2 protein-coding genes and 1 pseudogene are annotated in these 19,824 nt (G+C 75.4%); all 3 read left to right on the forward strand.

Annotated features, from left to right (window positions below):
* Positions 1-180 precede the first annotated feature (180 nt).
* Positions 181-3,381 (forward strand): annotated as a pseudogene (locus ACZ7NC_RS24570) (type I polyketide synthase); the annotation flags it as partial.
* Positions 3,382-3,477: 96 nt separating this feature from the next.
* Positions 3,478-12,822, forward strand: a complete 9,345-nt coding sequence (locus ACZ7NC_RS24575) for a type I polyketide synthase (RefSeq protein WP_471491246.1) — start codon at positions 3,478-3,480, stop codon at positions 12,820-12,822.
* Positions 12,823-12,850: 28 nt separating this feature from the next.
* Positions 12,851-19,824 (forward strand): beta-ketoacyl synthase N-terminal-like domain-containing protein (locus ACZ7NC_RS24580; protein ID WP_471491248.1); only part of this gene is annotated, 6,974 nt, incomplete at its 3' end.

The raw sequence follows: 19,824 nt of genomic DNA on the forward strand, positions 1-19,824 counted from the left end.
GCACGACGAACGCCGTGCGCGGACGCCCGGGGGCGCCCTCGGGGAGCCGGGCAGGTCTAAGGAAAACCGAGACCGCCCCGACCTACCTTCCACAGCAGTCTCGTCGAGTGCTTGAACCATCGGAGGCGGTGCGGCATGACCATCCTGACCGGACTGGAGTTCCTCGACCTGCACGACCACCCGGTCGCCGCCGAGCCGATCGCGGTCGTCGCCATGGCCTGCCGGCTGCCCGGCGGTATCACCGACCCCGAGGGGCTGTGGGACCTGCTCCTGGCCGCACGCGACGCCATCGGCCCGCTGCCCGCCGACCGGGGCTGGGACCCGGACGCCCTCGACGGCCCGGACCGGGTCCGAGTACCCCGGCGTGGTGGATTCCTCGACGGCGTCGCCGACTTCGACGCCGGCTTCTTCGGGCTCTCACCCCGCGAGGCCGTCGCGACCGACCCCCAGCAGCGGCTGCTGCTGGAGACCGCCTGGGAGGCCGTGGAGCGCGCCGGCATCGACCCGCTGTCCCTGCACGGCACCCGCACCGGCGTCTACGTCGGCGTCAGCGGCGAGGACTTTGCCCTGGTCACCGCCCGCTCCGCCGACGACACCGCCGCACACGCCATCACCGGCACCGCACCCGGCGTGGCCTCCGGCCGCCTCGCGCACATCCTCGGACTGCGCGGCCCCGCACTGACCCTGGACACCGCGTCCTCCTCCTCGCTGACCGCCCTGCACTGCGCGGTCCGTGCCCTGCGCGCCGGCGAGTGCGCGCTCGCCCTGGCCGGCGGCGCCAACGTCCTGTCCACGCCGCGCAGCCTCGTCGGCTACGCCCGGCAGGGCGGCCTCGCCCCCGACGGCCGCTGCAAGCCGTTCTCCGCCGACGCCGACGGCACCGCCTGGGCCGAGGGCGCCGGGATCGTCGTACTGGAACGCCTCTCCGACGCCCGGCGATGCGGCCACCCCGTGCTCGCCGTGATCCGAGGCACCGCCCTCAACGCCGACGGCGCCACCGACCGGCTGACCGCGCCGAGCGGCTCGGCGCAGCGCGACCTGATCGCGCTGGCCCTCCAGGACGCGGGCCTCGGCCCCGGCGACATCGACGCCGTGGAGGCGCACGGCACCGGAACCCGTGTGGGCGACCCCGTGGAGGCCGAGGCGCTCCTCGCCGCCTACGGGCGCGAGCGCGAACACCCCCTGCTCATCGGCTCGGTGAAGGCCAACCTCGGGCACGCCCAGGCCGCCGCCGGCATCACCGGCGTCATCAAGACCGTCCTCGCGCTGCGGCACGGCGTGCTGCCCGCCACCCCGCACCTGTCCGAGCCCACGCGGGCCGTCGACTGGTCGGCGGGCTCGGCGCGGCTGCTGCGCGAGACCACCGACTGGCCCGCCACCGGCAGGCCGCGCCGCGCCGCCGTCTCCTCGTTCGGCATCGGCGGCAGCAACGCCCACGTGGTCCTCGAACAGGCCCCGCCCGCACCCGTCCCCGCCGAGGAGCCCGACAGCGTCCCGCACGTCGTGCCGTGGGTGGTCTCCGCGCGGTCCGCGAACGCCCTGGACTCGGCGGTCGCCCGACTGCGCGGCCTCGACCCCGTCGACGACCGGGGCCGGGCGGACATCGCCCTGTCGCTGGCCACCGGCCGGGCCTGCGCGCTGCCGCACCGCACCGTCCTGCTGGCCTCCGCCGACGGCACCCCGACCGCCGCGCGCTGCGTCGCCGAACCCGGCCCGTCGGCCGTCCTGTTCGCCGGACGGGGCGGCCCGCACGACGCCGCCCAGACCCTTGAACTCGCCCAGCGGTTCCCGGTGTTCCAACGGGCCCTCGACGCCGTACGCGACGCCTTCGACGGACTGCAGCCCGACCTCCTGGGTGACTCCACGGAGCCGGACCGCACCGCCGAACCCCTGCTGTTCGCCCATGAGATCGCCCTGTACCGGCTCCTGGAGTCCCTCGGCCGGACCCCCGCCTACGTCGCCGGCCACGGAGTCGGCGAGGTGGCCGCCGCCCATGCCGCGGGCGCGCTGTCCCTCACCGACGCCTGTCGTGTCGTCGCCGCCCGGGCCCGGCTGGCCGAGCGGCTCGCGCCCGCCGCCACCGTCGCCGTACGCGCCACTGAGGCCGAGGTGACACCGCTGCTCACCGCGAACGTCGCCGTCGCCGCCGTGGACGGCCCCGACCGGATCGTGCTCTCCGGCGCGGCGGACGAGGTGACCCGCATCGCCGACGCCTTCGCGGTCGAGGGACGCGCCACCACCGCGCTCCCCGCCCCACACGGACTGCACTCGCCCCTCGTGGCCGACGCCCTCGACGAGTACCGAGCCGCGCTCGCCGGCATCGAACCGCGTCCGCCCCGCATCCCGGTCGTGTCCACCGTCACCGGCACCCTGGCCACCGGCACCGACCTCGCCTCGTCCGGCCACTGGACGCGTCACGTCGGCGCGACCGTACGGTTCGCCGACGCCGTCACCGCCCTGCGTGACGCCGGCGTCCACACCTTCCTGGAGGTGGGCACCGACGCCACGCTGACCGCGAGCGTCGTGGACCTGCTCGCGTGGACCGGGGTGGTGACCGTCGCCGCCCAGCGCGCGGGCACCGACCCCGAGACGGCCCTGCTCACCGCGCTGGCCCGCCTCCATGTCACCGGCAGCGACGTGCACTGGGCCGCCCTGTTCACCGGCACCGGCGCCCGCCGCACCGACCTGCCCACCTACCCGTTCCAGCGCGAACGCCACTGGCCCACCCCGGCGGCCACGCCGGCCCAGGCGCCGGCCCATGAACGGCCCGCCGCCGAACCGACCGCACTGCGCGCCCTCACCGGCACACGCCGCGTCCGCGCGCTGCTCACCCTGGTGCGCACCGAGGCCGCCGCCACCCTCGGGCACACCGACCCCGACCGCGTCGAACCCCGCCTCGCCCTGCGCGCCCTGGGCCTCAACTCCTACGCGGAAGCCGAACTGCGCGTACGCCTCGGCCGGGCCACCGGTCTCGACCTGCCCGCCACGCTGTTCTACGACCAGCCGACCCCGGCCGCGCTCGCCGCCCGGCTCGCCGAGCACCTGGACGAGCACCTGGACGAGGCGCCGCGCTCGCTGCCCGAATGGCCCACAGCTTTCGAACAGGCCCTGCGCGAACTGCCCGAGGACCACCCCGCACGCCGTCGCGCCGTGCACCGCCTGGAGTCCCTGCTGTCCGACCTCGGCCCCCGCGCCCCGCACACCGCACCGGGCCGCCGCATCAACGGCACCCACGGCACCAATGGCGCCCACGCCGCCAACGGCACGCCTCGTGCCGGCGCCGCGACGGACGCCGCCGACATCGCCGCCGCCCCCGTCGACCGTCTCCTGGACCTCATCGACCAGGAGTTCCCGATCGACAAGGAGTTCCCGGTCCGCTGACCGGCGACCCCACCCTCACCGGTGGTCCGCCCACCACCTCGCAGGCCGCCAATCCCCCGCAGGCCACGAACGCCCGCCGACGCGATGGGACATCCCGTGCAGGAAGAGCAGCAGGACACAATCGTCGACTACCTCCGACGGGTCACGGCGGAGCTGCGCCGTGCCCACCGGCGCATCGAGGAACTCGAGACGGACCGCGCCCCCGGGGCCCCCGCCGACGACCCCGTCGCCGTCGTCGGCATGGGCTGCCGCCTGCCCGGAGACATCGGCTCACCCGACGACCTGTGGCGGCTGGTCGACTCCGGCGGGGACGCCGTCACCGCCTTCCCGGCGGACCGCGGCTGGGACCTGACCGCGCTGCTCGCCGAGAGCACCGCGCGCGGCGGCGGGTTCCTCACCGGGGCGGACACCTTCGACGCGGAGTTCTTCGGCATCTCGCCGCGCGAGGCGGCCACGATGGACCCGCAGCAGCGGCTGTTCCTCGAAGTCGCCTGGGAGGCACTGGAACACGCCGGCATCGACCCGCTGTCCCTGCGCGGCAGCCGCACGGGCGTGTACGCGGGCACCTACCAGTGGGACTCCGGGCGCCCCGGACCCGGCGACGGCGCCGGCCACGTCATGACCGGGACCGCCTCCAGCGTGCTGTCCGGCCGGCTCGCCTACGTCCTCGGTCTCGAAGGTCCGGCCGTCACCGTCGACACGGCCTGCTCCTCCTCGCTGGTCGCCCTGCACACCGCCGTCCAGGCCCTGCGGACCGGGGAGAGCGAACTGGCCGTGGTCGGCGGTGTCACGGTGATGTCCGACCCGGCCCTGTTCACCGAGTTCAGCAGACAGGGCGGACTGGCCCCCGACGGTCGCTGCAAGGCCTTCTCGGCCGCCGCCGACGGCACCGGCTGGTCCGAGGGCGTCGCCGTCCTCGTCGTGGAGCGGCTGTCCGACGCCCGCCGCCACGGCCACCCGGTCCTGGCGCTCGTACGGGGCACCGCCGTCAACTCCGACGGCGCCTCCAACGGCCTCACCGCCCCCAGCGGCCGCGCCCAGCAGCATGTCATCCGGCAGGCCCTCGCCAACGCCGGACTCACCCCGGCCGATGTGGACGCCGTCGAGGCGCACGGCACCGGCACCCGGCTCGGCGACCCCGTCGAGGCGTCCGCGCTGCTCGCCACCTACGGCCAGGACCGCGAACGGCCGCTGCTGCTCGGCTCGTTGAAGTCCAACGTCGGGCACACCCAGGCCGCCGCGGGCGTCGCCGGTGTCATCAAGACCGTGCTGGCGATGCGATACGGCAGGCTGCCGCGCACCCTGCACGCGGACGAGCCCACCGCCGCCGTCGAGTGGACGGCCGGCGGTGTCGAACTGCTGCGGGAGGCCACCGACTGGCCGCGGACGGGACGGCCCCGGCGGGCCGCCGTGTCCGCGTTCGGCATCAGCGGCACCAACGCCCATGTCGTCCTGGAGGCGGCCCCCGAGCCGTTGCCGAAGGCCGAGGCGGCCCCGGTGCCGGTCCGCACGGTGCCCTGGCCGGTGTCCGCCCGCAGCGCCGAAACCCTCACGGACCACCTGGCCCGCGTCCGTGCCCGTGCCGCCGGCCACGACCCGCTCGACATCGGCCACTCGCTGGCCGCCGGCCGGTCCTCGTTCGAGCACCGGGCCGTGCTGCTCGGCTCCGCCGAGGGCGCGCCGCCGCTCGCCGAGGCGGTCGCCGGCGACGAGCCGTCCGTCGCCCTGCTGTTCTCCGGACAGGGCAGCCAGCGCCTCGGCATGGGACGCGAACTCGCCGCCCGCTTCCCGACGTTCGCCGCCGCGCTCGACGAGGTCCTCGCCGAGCTCGACCCGCGGGTGCGGTCCGCGATGTGGGGCGAGGACGAACAGGCCCTGAACCGCACGGAGTTCGCCCAGCCCGCGCTGTTCGCCGTCGAGGCCGCCCTGTACCGGCTCGTCGTCTCGTGGGGGGTGCGGCCGGAGTACGTCATGGGGCACTCCGTCGGCGAGATCGTCGCCGCCCATGTCGCCGGGGTGCTGTCCCTGTCCGACGCCTGCCGGCTGGTGTCGGCGCGGGCCCGTCTGATGCAGGACCTGCCGACCGGCGGCGCGATGGTCGCCGTGGCCGCCGGCGAGGACGAGGTCCGTCCGCTGCTCACCGGCGGCGTCGTCCTCGGCGCGGTCAACGGCCCGCGCTCCGTGGTGCTTTCGGGTCCCGGCGAGGCGGTGGAGTCCGTCGCGGCCCGCCTGGGAGAGGCCGGTCATCGCACCGCACGCCTGCGGGTCTCGCACGCCTTCCACTCGCCGTTGATGGAGCCGATGCTCGACGAGTTCCGTGCGGCGATCTCCGATCTGCGCTTCCACGAGCCGCGTATCCCGCTCGTCTCGAACGTCACCGGAGACCTCATCGCCCCGGACACGGCGGACTACTGGGTCCGGCACGTCCGGGAGCCCGTCCGCTTCGCCGACGGTGTGCGCACCCTGTCCGGGCACGGCGTCGGCGCCTGGCTGGAGACGGGCCCCGGCGGCGTCCTCGCGGCCCTCGCCCAGGAGACCCTGCCGCCGGGCGCCGTCGTCACCCCCCTGCTGCACGGCGGCCCGGACGAGGAACACTCCGCCGTCACGGCCCTGGCCCGGCTGTACGTCCACGGCGTCCCGGTGGACTGGACCGCCCTGTTCGCCGGGACCGGAGCCGAGCGGGTCGACCTGCCCACCCACCCGTTCCGCCGCACCCGCTTCCCGCTCCGCCACGCCACCGCGGACACGGACGGCACGGACCTGTGGGCGGCACTCGGCCGCACCGAACCGGCCGCGCTCGCCGGCCGCCTCGGCGTCGCGGAGGACGCCGTGCGCTCCGTCGTCCCCGCCCTGCTGTCCTGGCGGTCCCGGCACCGCAGCCGAGCCACCCTGGACGCCCTGCGCCACCGCGAGCACTGGCAGCCGTACACCTTCCCGCCGGCCGGCGAGGTGACGGGCCGTCGGCTGCTCCTGCTGCCGGAGTACGACGACCCCTGGGCCCGCGCCCTGACCGACGCCCTCGGCCCGGCCGCCGTGCCGGTCCGGTGCCCCTCCGGCGCGGACCGCGCCACGCTCGCCGCTCTGCTGCGGGACGCGGCCGGCGACGGCGATCTGGCGGGCGTACTGTGCCTCACCGCCCTCGGGGACACCGACGGACCGGACGTTCCCGCCGGTCTCCTCGGCGCGCTGACAGCTGTTCAGGCGACCGGCGACGCGGGGCTGCGGGCGCCCGTGTGGTGCGTGACCCGGGACGCCGTGGCCGTGGCCGAGGACGACCGTGCCCAAGGGCTCGCCCAGGCCGCTGTCCGGGGGCTCGGGCGGGTCGCCGCCCGCGAGATACCCGACCGCTGGGGCGGCCTGCTCGACCTGCCCGCCGACGACCCCGCCCCGCACACCGTCGCCGTCGCGCTGGCCGCCCTCACGGCCCCCGACGGCGAGGACGAGGTGGCCGTACGCGCCACCGGAGCCCTGGTAAGGCGACTGGTGCCGGCGCCCCGACGGGAGCCCGAGGCGCCCGGGGGAGTGCCCGGCGGGACGCCCACCGGTTGGCGGCCCGGCGGCACCACCCTCGTCACGGGCGGCACCGGCGGTCTCGGCGCGCAGGTCGCCCGCCGCCTGGCCCAGGAGGGCGCCGAGCGCCTGCTGCTGGTCTCCCGGCGCGGACCCGACGCGCCGGGCACGGCCGAGCTGAGGCGCGAACTGGCCTCCACCGGCTGCGAGGTGGACATCGCCGCCTGCGACGTCGCCGACCGGGCCGCGCTCGCCGCCCTGCTCGCCGCGCTCCCCGGGGACCGGCCGCTGACCGCCGTCGTGCACACGGCCGGCGTCCTCGACGACGGAGTGCTGGACCGTCTCACCCCGGACCGGTTCACGGAGATGTACCGCGCCAAGACCACCGGCGCGCTGCATCTCGACGCGCTGACCCGGGACCACGACCTGTCGGCGTTCGTGCTGTTCTCCTCGGTGTCCGGCGCCCTCGGCAACCCGGGGCAGGCCAACTACGCCGCCGCCAACACCGTGCTGGACGCGCTCGCCGCCCGCCGTCGGGCCGAGGGGCTGCCCGCCGTGTCGATCGCCTGGGCGGCCTGGCGCGGCGCCGGTATGGCCGCCGGGCTCGACGACGCGCAGGGCCGGCGCGCCGGCCTCGGCGGCCTCGACCCCGAACTCGCCCTCACCGCCCTGCTGGAGGCCACCGCCGAGCCCCACCCGGCCCTCCTGGTGGCCGACCTCGCACCACTGGCCGCCGTACTGCGGGCGGGCCCGCGCCGCACCACGCTCCTCGACGACCACCCCGCCGTACCGGCCACCGCGGCCGGTTCCGCGACGCCCCTGGCCGAACGGCTGCGTACCGCCGCGCCCGCCGAACACGCCACGCTCGTTCTGGACGCCGTACGCGCCGCCGCGGCCGCCTCACTCGGCCACCGCCGCGCCGCCGACATCCCGCCCGACCGGGCGTTCCGTGCCTCCGGATTCGATTCCCTCACCGCCGTCGATCTGCGCAACCGGCTCGTCGCCGCGACCGCGCTGCCGCTCGCCGCGGGCGTCGTCTTCGACCACCCGACCCCGCGCGGCCTCGCGGAGCATCTGCTGAGCGCCTTGACGGACACCGGGAAGGACAGCGGCAAGGACTCCGGCAAGGACTCCGGGAAGGAGACCGCACCCGTCGAGCGGCCCGAACCCCGCGACGACGCCGACGACCCCGTCGTGATCGTCGGCATGGCCTGCCGGCTGCCCGGCGGTGCCGACTCCCCGCAGCTCCTGTGGGACCTGCTCACCGAGGAACGGGACGCCATCGGGCCCTTCCCCGGCGACCGGGGCTGGGACCTGACGGAGTTCGCGGGCGACGGACGGCTCGAAGGCGGATTCCTGTACGACGCCCACGACTTCGACGCGGCCTTCTTCGGGATCTCCCCCCGCGAGGCGGTCACCATGGACCCGCAGCAGCGGCTGCTCCTGGAGACCGCCTGGGAGGCCGTGGAACGGGCCGGGATCGATCCCCAGACCCTGCGCGGCAGCCGCACCGGCGTGTTCGTCGGCAGCAACGGACAGGACTACGCCCATGTCGTCAGCGGCTCCGCCGAGCGCACCGAGAGCCACGCCGCCACCGGGCTCGCCGCCAGCGCCCTGTCCGGCCGCGTCTCCTACACCCTCGGCCTGAACGGCCCCGCCGTCACCGTCGACACCGCCTGCTCCTCCTCGCTGGTCGCCCTGCACCAGGCGGTGCGCGCCGTCCGCGCCGGGGAGTGCGCGCTCGCCCTGGCCGGTGGCGTCACCGTGATGACCGACTCGGCGAGCTTCGCCCGTATCCAACGCCTCGGCGCCATCGCCCGCGACGGCCGCTCCAAGGCGTTCTCCGAGGACGCCGACGGCACCGGCTACTCGGAGGGCGTCGCCCTGCTCGTGGTCGAACGCCTCAGCGACGCCCGCCGCCTCGGCCATCGGGTGCGGGCCGTGATCCGCGGGTCGGCCGTGAACCAGGACGGCGCCTCCAACGGGCTCACCGCCCCCAACGGGCCCGCCCAGCAGCGCGTCATCCGCGAGGCCCTGGCCGACGCCGGACTCACCGCGGCCGATGTGGACGCCGTCGAGGCGCACGGCACCGGCACCCGGCTCGGCGACCCGATCGAGGCCGGGGCGCTCATCGCCAGCTACGGCCAGGACCGCGCACACCCGCTGCTGCTGGGGTCGGTCAAGTCCAACATCGGCCACACCCAGGCCGCCGCCGGAGCGGTCGGCGTCATCAAGACGGTACTGGCCCTCGAACACGCCACCCTCCCGCGCACCCTGCACGCCGACACGCCCTCCACCCGCGTCGACTGGACCACGGGCGCCGTACGACTGCTGCGGTCCGCACAGGAGTGGCCCGACACCGGACGGACCCGCCGAGCCGCCGTGTCCGCGTTCGGCATCAGCGGCACCAACGCCCATGTCGTACTGGAGGAAGCCTCCCCGGAGCCCACCCGGGAGCCCGCCCCGGAGCCCACGCCCGTGGCGGTGCCGCCGGGCGACAGCCCCGACGTGCCGCTGATGCTGTCCGCCCGGACGGCTCCCGCACTGGCCGAACAGGCCGCCCGCCTGCGCGCGTTCCTGTCCTCGCATCCGGAGACGGACCCCGCTGCCGCCGCCTGGTCGCTGGCCACGACCCGTGCCGTCCACTCCCACCGCGCGGTGGTCCTCGGCCACGACCGGCTCCTCGACGCGCTGGACGCGCTGGCCGCCGGCACCGCCGATCCCGCCGTCGTACGCGGCACGGCCACCGACACCGCCACCGCCGGCCCGGTGTTCGTCTTCCCCGGTCAGGGCTCGCAGTGGTGGGGCATGGGCCGCGAACTGTACGACACCTCACGGGTGTTCCGCGCCACCGTCGACGACTGTGCCGACGCCCTCGCGCCCTACGTCGACTGGTCGCCCGTGGACCTGCTGCGCGGCGCCGGCGACGACCCGGACATGCTGCACCGGGCCGACGTCGTACAGCCCGCGCTGTTCTCCACGATGGTCGCGCTGGCCGCCCTGTGGCGCTCCCTCGGCGTCGAACCCGGCGCCGTCGTCGGCCACTCGCAGGGCGAGATCGCCGCCGCCCATGTGGCGGGCGCCTTCACCCTGGAGGAGGCGGCCCGGCTGGTGGCGCTGCGCGGCCGCACCATGCTCGAACTCGGCGGACTGGGCGGGCTGATGACGGTCTTCGCACCCGTCGACCAGGTCGAGCCGCTGCTTCAGGCGTGGCCCGGACGGCTCGGCGTGGCCGTCCTCAACGGCCCCTCCACGGTCGTCGTCTCCGGCGAGACCGGCGCCCTCGACGAGCTGCGCGAACTGTGCGCGGGCAGGAACCTGCGCACCAAGGACGTGAAGTCGGACATCGCCGGGCACGGCCCTCAGACCGAGGCCGTCAAGGAACAACTGCTCGACGCCCTGGGCACGTTGACCCCACGCCCGGCCGACATCCCGTTCTACTCCACGGTCACCGGCGGCCGCCTCGACACCACCGAACTGGACGCCGGCTACTGGTATCGCAACCTGCGGCAGACCGTCCGTATGGAAGCGGCCACCCGAGCCCTGCTGGAGGCCGGGCACCGCGTGTTCGTCGAGAGCAGCCCGCACCCGGTCCTGGCCGGCGCGATCGGCGAGACCTGCGAGGCGGCGGGCATCGAGGACGCCGTGGTCCTCGGGTCCGTGCGCCGTCAGGCCGCCGACGCCCGCGCCTTCCTGCAGTCGGCGGCGGCCGGCTGGACGGCGGGCCTGTCCGTCGACTGGCGGCCCTGCTTCCCCGCCGCCGCCCGCACCGCGCCCCCGGCCGAACTGCCCACCTACCCCTTCCAGCGCCGCCGCTACTGGCCCACCCCCGGCACCCACCCCGTCGCCGCCGGGGAGGACAGCGCCTTCTGGGACCTCGTGGACGACGCCGACACCGCCCGGCTCGCCGCCGAGACCGGAGCCGGTGAACCCGAGCTCGCCGCCGTCCTGCCCGCCCTCGCCGACTGGCGGCAGCGCTCCCGGCGCCGGGCACGCGCCGCGTCCTGGAGCTACCGCGACGCCTGGCACCCGCTGCCCACCAACGTCTCGCCGACGCCGGCCGACCGGGTCGTCGTCGTCCCGGCCACGCACGCCGCCGACCCCTGGGTGGCCGCCGTCGTCACCGCCCTCGGCCCCGGCACCGCCCGCGTCGACATCGACCCCGCCACCGCCGACCGCACATCGATCGCCGCCGCGCTGCCCGCCGAACCGTCCATCGTCGTGTCCCTGTTGGGTCTCGCCGAGGAACCGGCCGACGCCCGCCGGCCGGCCGTGCCCGCCGGGCTCGCCGCGACCGTCGCCCTGCTCCAGGCCCTGACCGACCGGCCCACCGGGCCCCGGCTGTGGTGCCTGACCCGCGAGGCCCTGTCCGCCGTGCCCGGCGACCTCGTCCGCCACCCCGTCCAGGGCGCCCTGTGGGGACTCGGCCGGGTCGCCGCCCTCGAACAGCCCGCACTGTGGGGCGGACTGGCCGACCTGCCGGACACCGTCGACAGCCGCACCGGCACCCTGCTCGCCGCACTGCTGACCACCGACGCCACCGAGGACCAGCTGGCCCTGCGCCCCTCCGGCGCCTACGCCCGCCGCCTCGTCCCCGCCGGGGAAGGCACGGCCGGACAGCCCTGGCGCACCGGCGGCACCGCCCTGATCACCGGCGGCACCGGCGCCCTCGGCAGCCGCCTCGCCCACTGGGCCGTCTCCCGGGGCGCCGCCCACGTCCTGCTCCTCAGCCGCCGAGGCCCCGACGCCCCCGGCGCCGACACCCTCACCAAACAACTCACCGAGCTCGGCGCCCGCGTCACCGTCGCCGCCTGCGACACCGCCGACCGCGACGCCCTCGCCGCCCACCTCGACGCCCTGCCCGCCGACCAGCCGCTGACCACCGTCATCCACGCCGCCGGCGTCTCCGACGGCGACAGCGAGACCATCGCCCTCACCCCGGACACCCTCCAGACGCTGCTGAGCGCCAAGCTGCTCGGCGCCCGCCACCTCCACGAACTCACCGCGGACCGCGATCTCGACGCGTTCGTGCTGTTCTCCTCCGGCGCCGCCTCCTGGGGCAGCGGCGGCCAGCCCGCCTACGCCGCCGCCAACGCCTACCTCGACGCGCTCGCCGCCCGCCGCCGCGCCGCCGGCCTGCCCGGCACCTCCGTCGCCTGGGGCGCCTGGGGTGAGACCGGCATGGCCGCCGAACCCGGCCTCGCCGCCGAGGTCGCGCGCCGCGGCGTCCACCCGATGGACCCCGACACCGCGCTCGCCGCCCTGCAACGCGCCCTCGACGAGAACCTGACCGGTATGACGGTCACGGCCACGGACTGGGCGGTCTTCCTGCCCGTCTTCACCGCCGCCCGGCCCAGCCCGCTGCTGTCCGAACTGGCACGCCCCGCCGAACCGCCCGCCGCCGACACCTCCGAGCCCGACGGCGGCCCGACCCTGCGCGACCGGCTCGCCGACCTGCCCGACGTCGAACGCACCCGCCTGCTGCTCGACCTCGTCCGCAGCGAGGCCGCCGCCACCCTCGGCCACTCCGGCGCCGACGCCGTACCCGCCGAACGCGCCCTGCGCGACCTCGGCTTCGACTCCGTCAGCGCCGTCGAACTGCGCAACCGCCTCAAGGGCGTCACCGGCCTCGCACTGCCCGCCTCCCTCGTCTTCGACCACCCCAACGCCGCGGCCCTCGCCGCCCAGCTGCGCACCGAACTCTTCCCCGACGCCCCGGCCGCCACCGACGCCGACCCGGACACCGAGGTCCGCGCCGCGCTCGCCGCCATCCCGCCCGCCCGGCTGCGCAAGGCCGGCCTGCTGGACCTGATCCTGCAACTCGCCGACGGCGACCCCGAGATCACCGGCGCTCCCACCGACCAGAGCGACCTGGACGCCCTCGACGGCGAGAGCCTGCTGCGGCTCGCCGCCGAGACCACCTCGGACTGACGCCCCGCCCGACTTGAGAGAGCCCGCATTGAACACACCCAACCCCTATGTCGAGGCGCTGCGGACCTCCCTGAAGGAGAACGAGCGGCTGCGGCGGCACAACCAGCAGCTGATCTCGGCGGCCGTGGAACCGATCGCCGTCGTCGGCATGGGCTGCCGCTACCCCGGCGGCGTCGCCTCCCCGGAGGACCTGTGGCAGCTCGTCGTCGACGGGCGGGACGCCATCGGGCCGTTCCCCGCCGACCGCGGCTGGGACCTGGCCCGCCTCACCGGCGACGGCCCCGGCCGCAGCCGTGCCCACGAGGGCGGCTTCCTCGACGCGATGACCGAGTTCGACCCGGCGTTCTTCGGCATCGCCCCGCGCGAGGCCCTCGCCATGGACCCCCAGCAGCGGCTGCTGCTCGAGACCGCCTGGGAGGCCCTCGAACGCGCCGGGATCGCCCCCACCGCGCTGCGCGGCAGCCGCACCGGCGTCTTCGCGGGCACCACCATCCAGGACTACGGCAAGGTCGTCGCCGAGACCCGCGAGAACATGGACGTCTACGCCACCACCGGCCACGCCGCCGGTGTGATCTCCGGGCGCATCTCCTATGTCCTCGGCCTGGAGGGGCCCGCCGTCACCGTCGACACCGGCTGCTCCTCCTCCCTCGTCGCCCTGCACTGGGCCGTGCAGTCGCTGCGCAGCGGCGAGTCCGCACTCGCCCTCGCCGGCGGCGCCACCGTCATGTGCACCCCGGGCACCTTCGTGTCGTTCACCGCGCAGGGCGGCCTCGCCGCCGACGGCCGCTGCAAGCCCTTCTCGGCCGCCGCCGACGGCGTCGGCTGGAGCGAGGGCGCGGGCATCCTCGTACTGGAACGCCTCAGCGACGCCCAGCGGGGCGGCCACCCCGTCCTCGCCGTCATCCGCGGCACCGCCCTCAACCAGGACGGCGCCTCCAACGGCATCAGCGCCCCCAACGGCCCCGCACAGCAACGCGTCATCCGCGCCGCCCTCGACAACGCCGGCCTCACTGCCGACCAGATCGACGCCGTCGAGGCGCACGGCACGGGTACGACACTGGGCGACCCCATCGAGGCGCAGGCCCTCCTCGCCGCCTACGGCCGCGACCGCGAACGGCCCCTGCTGCTGGGCTCGGTGAAGTCCAACATCGGCCACACCCAGGGCGCCGCCGGAGTCGCCGGAGTCATCAAGACCGTCATGGCGCTGCGGGCCGGCCTGCTTCCGCGCAGCCTGCACGCCGAGCAGCCGACCCCGAACGTCGACTGGACCGCGGGTGCCGTCACCCTCCTGACCGCCAACACGACCTGGCCGCAGACCGGCGTGCGACGCGCCGGTGTCTCGTCCTTCGGCATCAGCGGCACCAACGCCCACGTCATCCTCGAACAGGCCCCGCCCGCGGCGGAGCCCGAGGCCGGCTTCACCCCCGCCCTGACGCCCTGGCCGGTGTCCGCCCGCACCGCCACCGCCCTCGACACCCAGATCGACCGGGTCACGACCGCCGCCGCGGACCTGTCCGCGCTGGACGTCGGCCACTCCCTCGCCACCGGACGCGGCCACCTGGAACACCGCGCCGTGCTCCTGCCGCGGGAGGACGGGCCGCGCGAACTGGCCCGGGGCACGGCGAGCGAGGGCGGCCTCGCGGTCCTCTTCACCGGTCAGGGCAGCCAACGCCTCGGCATGGGACGCGAGTTGTACGACCGTTTCCCCGCCTTCGCCGAGGCGCTCGACGAGCTGCTCGGCCACCTCGACCCCGCCGTGCGCGACGTGATGTGGGGCGACGACGAGGCCGCGCTGAACCGCACCGAACACGCCCAGCCCGCCGTCTTCGCCGTCGAGACCGCCCTCTACCGGCTCGCGGAGTCGCTGGGGGTGCGCCCCGGCTTCGTCGCCGGGCACTCCATCGGCGAGATCACCGCCGCCCATGTCGCGGGTGTGCTCTCCACCGAGGACGCCTGTGCCCTGGTCACCGCCCGCGGACGCCTCATGCAGGCACTGCCCGAGGGCGGCGCCATGGTCGCCGTGGCCGCCTCCGAGGACGCGGTGCGCCCGCTGCTCGGCGACGACGTGGCCCTCGCCGCCGTCAACGGCCCGTCCGCCGTCGTCCTGTCCGGCGCCGAGGACGCCGTACTCGCGGCCGCCGAACGGCTCCGCGACACCGGGCACCGCACCCACCGGCTCGCCGTCTCGCACCCCTTCCACTCACCGCTGATGACGCCCGTCCTCGACGACTTCCGAGCCGTCGTCGCCGGGCTCACCTTCCACGAGCCGCGGCTGCCGGTCGTCTCGACCGTCTCCGGCCGCACCGCCACCGCCCGGGAACTGCGCGACCCCGAGCACTGGACGCGGCACACCGTCGCCACCGTGCGATTCGCCGACGCCGTCCGCACCCTCGCCGCCCAAGGCGTACGCGCCCATCTGGAACTGGGCCCCGACGGCGTACTCAGCCCCCTCGTCGACGAGACCCTCGCCGACCCCGAGACCGTCGCCGTACCCGTACTGCGCGCCGGCCGCCCCGAGGAACTGTCCCTGATCACCGGACTGGCCAGGCTGCACACCGCCAGCGCCGCCGGAACCGTCGACTGGGCCGCCCTCTACCAGGGCACCGGTGCCCGCCGGGTCGACCTGCCCACCACCGTCTTCGAACGGCAGCCGTACTGGCCCACCGGCACCAGCCGCGCCCGCGACGCCGGCGGCCTCGGCCTCGCGGCGTCCGGCCACCCCCTGCTCGCCGCCACCGTCGACCTGGCCGACGGCGAGGGAGTCGTCCTCACCGGACGGCTGACCCCCGCCCGGCAGCCCTGGCTCGCCGACCACGTCGTCCACGGACATGTGCTGCTGCCCGGCACCGCCTTCCTCGACCTCGCGCTACGGGCCGGCGACGAGGTCGGCTGCGACCGCGTCCACGACCTCACCCTCACGGCCCCGCTGGAGATCGCCGAACACGAAGCCGCCCACCTCCAGGTACGCGTCGGCCCGCCCGCCGCCGACGGACGCCGCCACGTCAGCGTCCACTCCCGCCCCGACACCGCCGACCCCGGGACCCCCTGGACCGTCCACGCGACCGGCCGACTCGACGCGGCCACCGGCAGCCCCGCCGCCCCTTCGCCCGACACCGCCTGGCCACCAGCCGGCGCCGAACCGATCGACCTCACCGACTGCTACGACGATCTGGCCCGGCTCGGCTTCGCCTTCGGGGCCGTCTTCCGCGGACTGCGTGCCGCCTGGCGACGCGGCACCGAACTGTTCACCGAGGCCGCGCTGCCGAGCCAGGCCCACACCGACGCCACCGCCTTCCTGCTCCACCCGGCCCTGGCCGACGCCGCCCAGCACGCCGCCACCTACGGCGACCTCGGCACCCTCAGCGAGGGCGGACTCCCCTTCTCCTGGGAGGGCGTCCGCCTGCACGCCACCGGCGCCACCACCCTGCGTACGCACATCGCCCGCGTGGCCGAGGACACGGTCACCCTGACGGCCGCCGACCCCGCGGGCAACCTGGTCCTGACGGTGGACGCGCTCATCACCCGCCCCGCGCCCGCGTCGCCGAGGACCGCACCCGACGCCCTGTTCACCGTCGACTGGCAACTCCTGGGCGAGAACAGGCCGGAGGACGCCTCCCTCGCCGTCGCCGTCATCGGCCCGGACACCGACGACTTGGCCGACGCCCTGCGCGCCGCCGACGCCACCGTGACCGTCGCTCCCGACCTCGCCGCACTCGACGCGACCCCGCCCCTCGTCCTCACCCGCATCGCCTCCGCGCCCGAGGACGACACCCCGATCCCCACCGCGTCGCACGCCACCACCGAACGCGCCCTGCGCCTCGTCCAGCAGTGGCTCGCGGACCCCCGCTTCGCCGACTCCCGCCTCGTCGTGGCCACCCCCGCCACCGGCGACCTCCCGGCCGCCGCCGCCCGCGGCCTCCTGCGCACCGCGCAGACCGAGAACCCCGGCCGCATCACGGTCCTCCACCTCGACGGCCCCACCGACGGCGAACTGCTGCGCCGCGCCCTGACCACACCCGAGCCCGAACTACGCGCCGACACCGAAGGCCTGCACGCCCCCAGGCTCGTCCGAGCCCCGCACGCCCCCGCCCAGCGGCCGCCCGCCTGGGACGTCTCCGGAACCGTCCTCGTCACCGGCGGAACCGGCGGCCTCGGCGCCGTCGTCGCCCGCCACCTCGTGACCCGGCACGACGCCCGCGACCTCCTGCTCGTCTCCCGCCGAGGCCCTGACGCCCCCGGCGCCGACCGGCTCACCACCGACCTGACCGAACTCGGCGCCCGGGTCCGCGTCGTCGCCTGCGACACCGGCGACCGCGACGCCCTCGCCCGACTCCTGGCCGGCGAGCACCTGACGGCCGTCGTCCATATCGCCGGCACCGTCGACGACGGCGTGGTCGGCGCCCTCACCCCCGAGCGCGTCGAGTCCGTCCTGCGTCCCAAGGCCGACGCGGCCTGGTACCTCCACGAACTCGCCCCCGACGTCGGCACCTTCACCCTGTTCTCCTCCGCCGCCGGCACCCTCGGCGGCGCCGGCCAGGCCAACTACGCCGCCGCCAACGCCTTCCTCGACGCCCTCGCCGAGCACCGCCACGCCCTCGGCCTGCCCGCGCTCTCCCTCGCCTGGGGACCCTGGGACGTCGCGGACAGCACCATGACCGGCGAACTCACCGACATCGACCGGGCACGCCTCGCCCGCTCCGGCTTCCCCTTCCTCACCCCCGAGGACGGCCTGGCCCTCCTCGACGCCGCCCCCGCCACCGGCCACGCCACCGTCCTGCCCATCCGCATCGACCTCGCCGCGCTGCGCGCCCGGGACGACGTCCCCGCACTCCTCAGGGGGCTGGCGCGTCCCACGCCACGCCGCACCACCCTGAACACGGCCGCCCCCCGCACGGACCGCCTCACGGAACGGCTCGCACCGCTGGACCCCGGCGACCGCAGGGCCGCGCTGCTCGACATGGTCCGTGAGCAGGTCGCCGCCGTCCTCGGCCACCAGGACGCCCAACGCGTCGAGCCCAGCCGCGCTTTCCGCGACCTGGGCTTCGACTCCCTGACCGCCGTCGAACTGCGCAACGCGCTCGCCACGGCGACGGGCCTGCGGCTGCCCGCCACCCTCGTCTTCGACCACCCCACACCCAGAGCGCTGGCCGAGCACCTGTTGTCTGACCTCTTCCCGGACACCGCCCCGGACACAGCGGCGCCGATGGCGCCCTCCACGACGACCCCCGCCGATGATCCGGTGGTGATCGTCGGGATGGCGTGCCGGTTCCCCGGTGGTGTGTCGTCGCCGGAGGACCTGTGGCGTCTGGTGTCCGAGGGCGGGGACGCGGTGGGCGAGTTCCCGGCCGACCGTGGCTGGGACCTTGAACGGCTCTACCACCCCGACCCCGAGCACCCGGGCACCTCCTCCACCCGCCAAGGGGGCTTCCTGCACGATGCCGGGGACTTCGACGCGGACTTCTTCGGGATGAGTCCGCGGGAGGCGTTGGCGACGGATGCGCAGCAGCGGTTGTTGTTGGAGTCCGCGTGGGAGGCGATCGAGCGGGCTGGCATTGATCCGACGTCGTTGCGGGGCAGTCGAACGGGTGTTTTCGCGGGTGTCATGTACAACGACTATCGGGAGTTGTTGCCGGGGGAGGAGTACGAGGCTTTCCGGGGCAATGGCAGCGCGCCGAGCATCGCGTCGGGGCGGGTGGCGTATGCGCTGGGCTTCGAGGGGCCTGCGGTGTCGGTCGATACGGCGTGTTCGTCGTCGTTGGTGGCGTTGCATTTGGCTGCGCAGGCGTTGCGTGGTGGTGAGTGTTCGTTGGCGTTGGCCGGTGGTGTGACGGTGATGTCGACGCCGACGACGTTTGTGGAGTTCTCGCGGCAGGGCGGGCTGGCGCCGGATGGGCGGTGCAAGGCGTTCTCGGATGCGGCCGACGGGGTTGGCTGGGCCGAGGGTGTGGGTGTGCTGCTGCTGGAGCGGCAGTCGGACGCGGTGCGTAACGGCCATCGGATTCTGGCGGTTGTCAAGGGTTCCGCGGTCAATCAGGACGGTGCGTCGAATGGGCTGACCGCGCCGAACGGTCCCTCGCAGCAGCGGGTGATCCGGCAGGCGTTGGCGGCTTCCGGGCTGAGTGCTCGGGACGTCGATGTTGTCGAGGCGCACGGCACCGGGACGACACTCGGCGACCCGATCGAGGCGCAAGCCCTGCTCGCCACCTATGGTCAGGATCGTGAACGGCCGCTGCTGCTGGGCTCGGTGAAGTCCAACCTCGGTCACACCCAGGCCGCCGCCGGTGTCGCCGGTGTGATCAAGAGTGTGATGGCGATGCGGCACGGTACCGTCCCGCGCACCCTGCACGTGGATGCCCCGTCCTCGCATGTGGACTGGTCGGCGGGTGCGGTGGAGCTGGTTCGCGAGCCGGTGCCCTGGCCGGACGCCGACCGCCCGCGCCGGGCCGCTGTCTCCTCCTTCGGTGTGAGCGGCACGAACGCGCACCTGATCCTTGAACAGGCAGCCCCAGAAACGGAGTTCGAGAACACGACGGACCCGTCCGTGATCGTCCCGTGGGTCGTGTCCGGCAAGACGGCCTCCGCACTGGACGCGCAGATCGACCGCCTGCGTTCCGATGCGGAGGGGTCACCCCATGACATCGGCCACGTCCTCGCGAACGGCCGTGCGTGTTTCCCGTACCGTGCCGTGCTGCTGGCGTCCGCAGAGGGTGTCACCGAGGCCGCCAGGGGAGTGGCGGTGGATGGGCCGCTGGCCTTCGTGTTCTCCGGGCAGGGGGCTCAACGTGTCGGCATGGGACGGGAGTTGTACAGGCGCTTCCCGTCGTTCGCCCACGCGTTGGACGAGGTCCTGGCCGAGCTCGACCCCGCCTTGCGTGATGTCATGTGGGGCGACGACGAAAGCGCCCTGAACCGCACGGAGTTCACCCAGCCGGCTCTCTTCGCTGTCGAAGTGGCGCTGTACCGTCTCGCCGAATCACTGGGCGTGCGGCCGGACTTCGTCGC

The organism is Streptomyces sp. NPDC111802 (genome assembly GCF_055634335.1).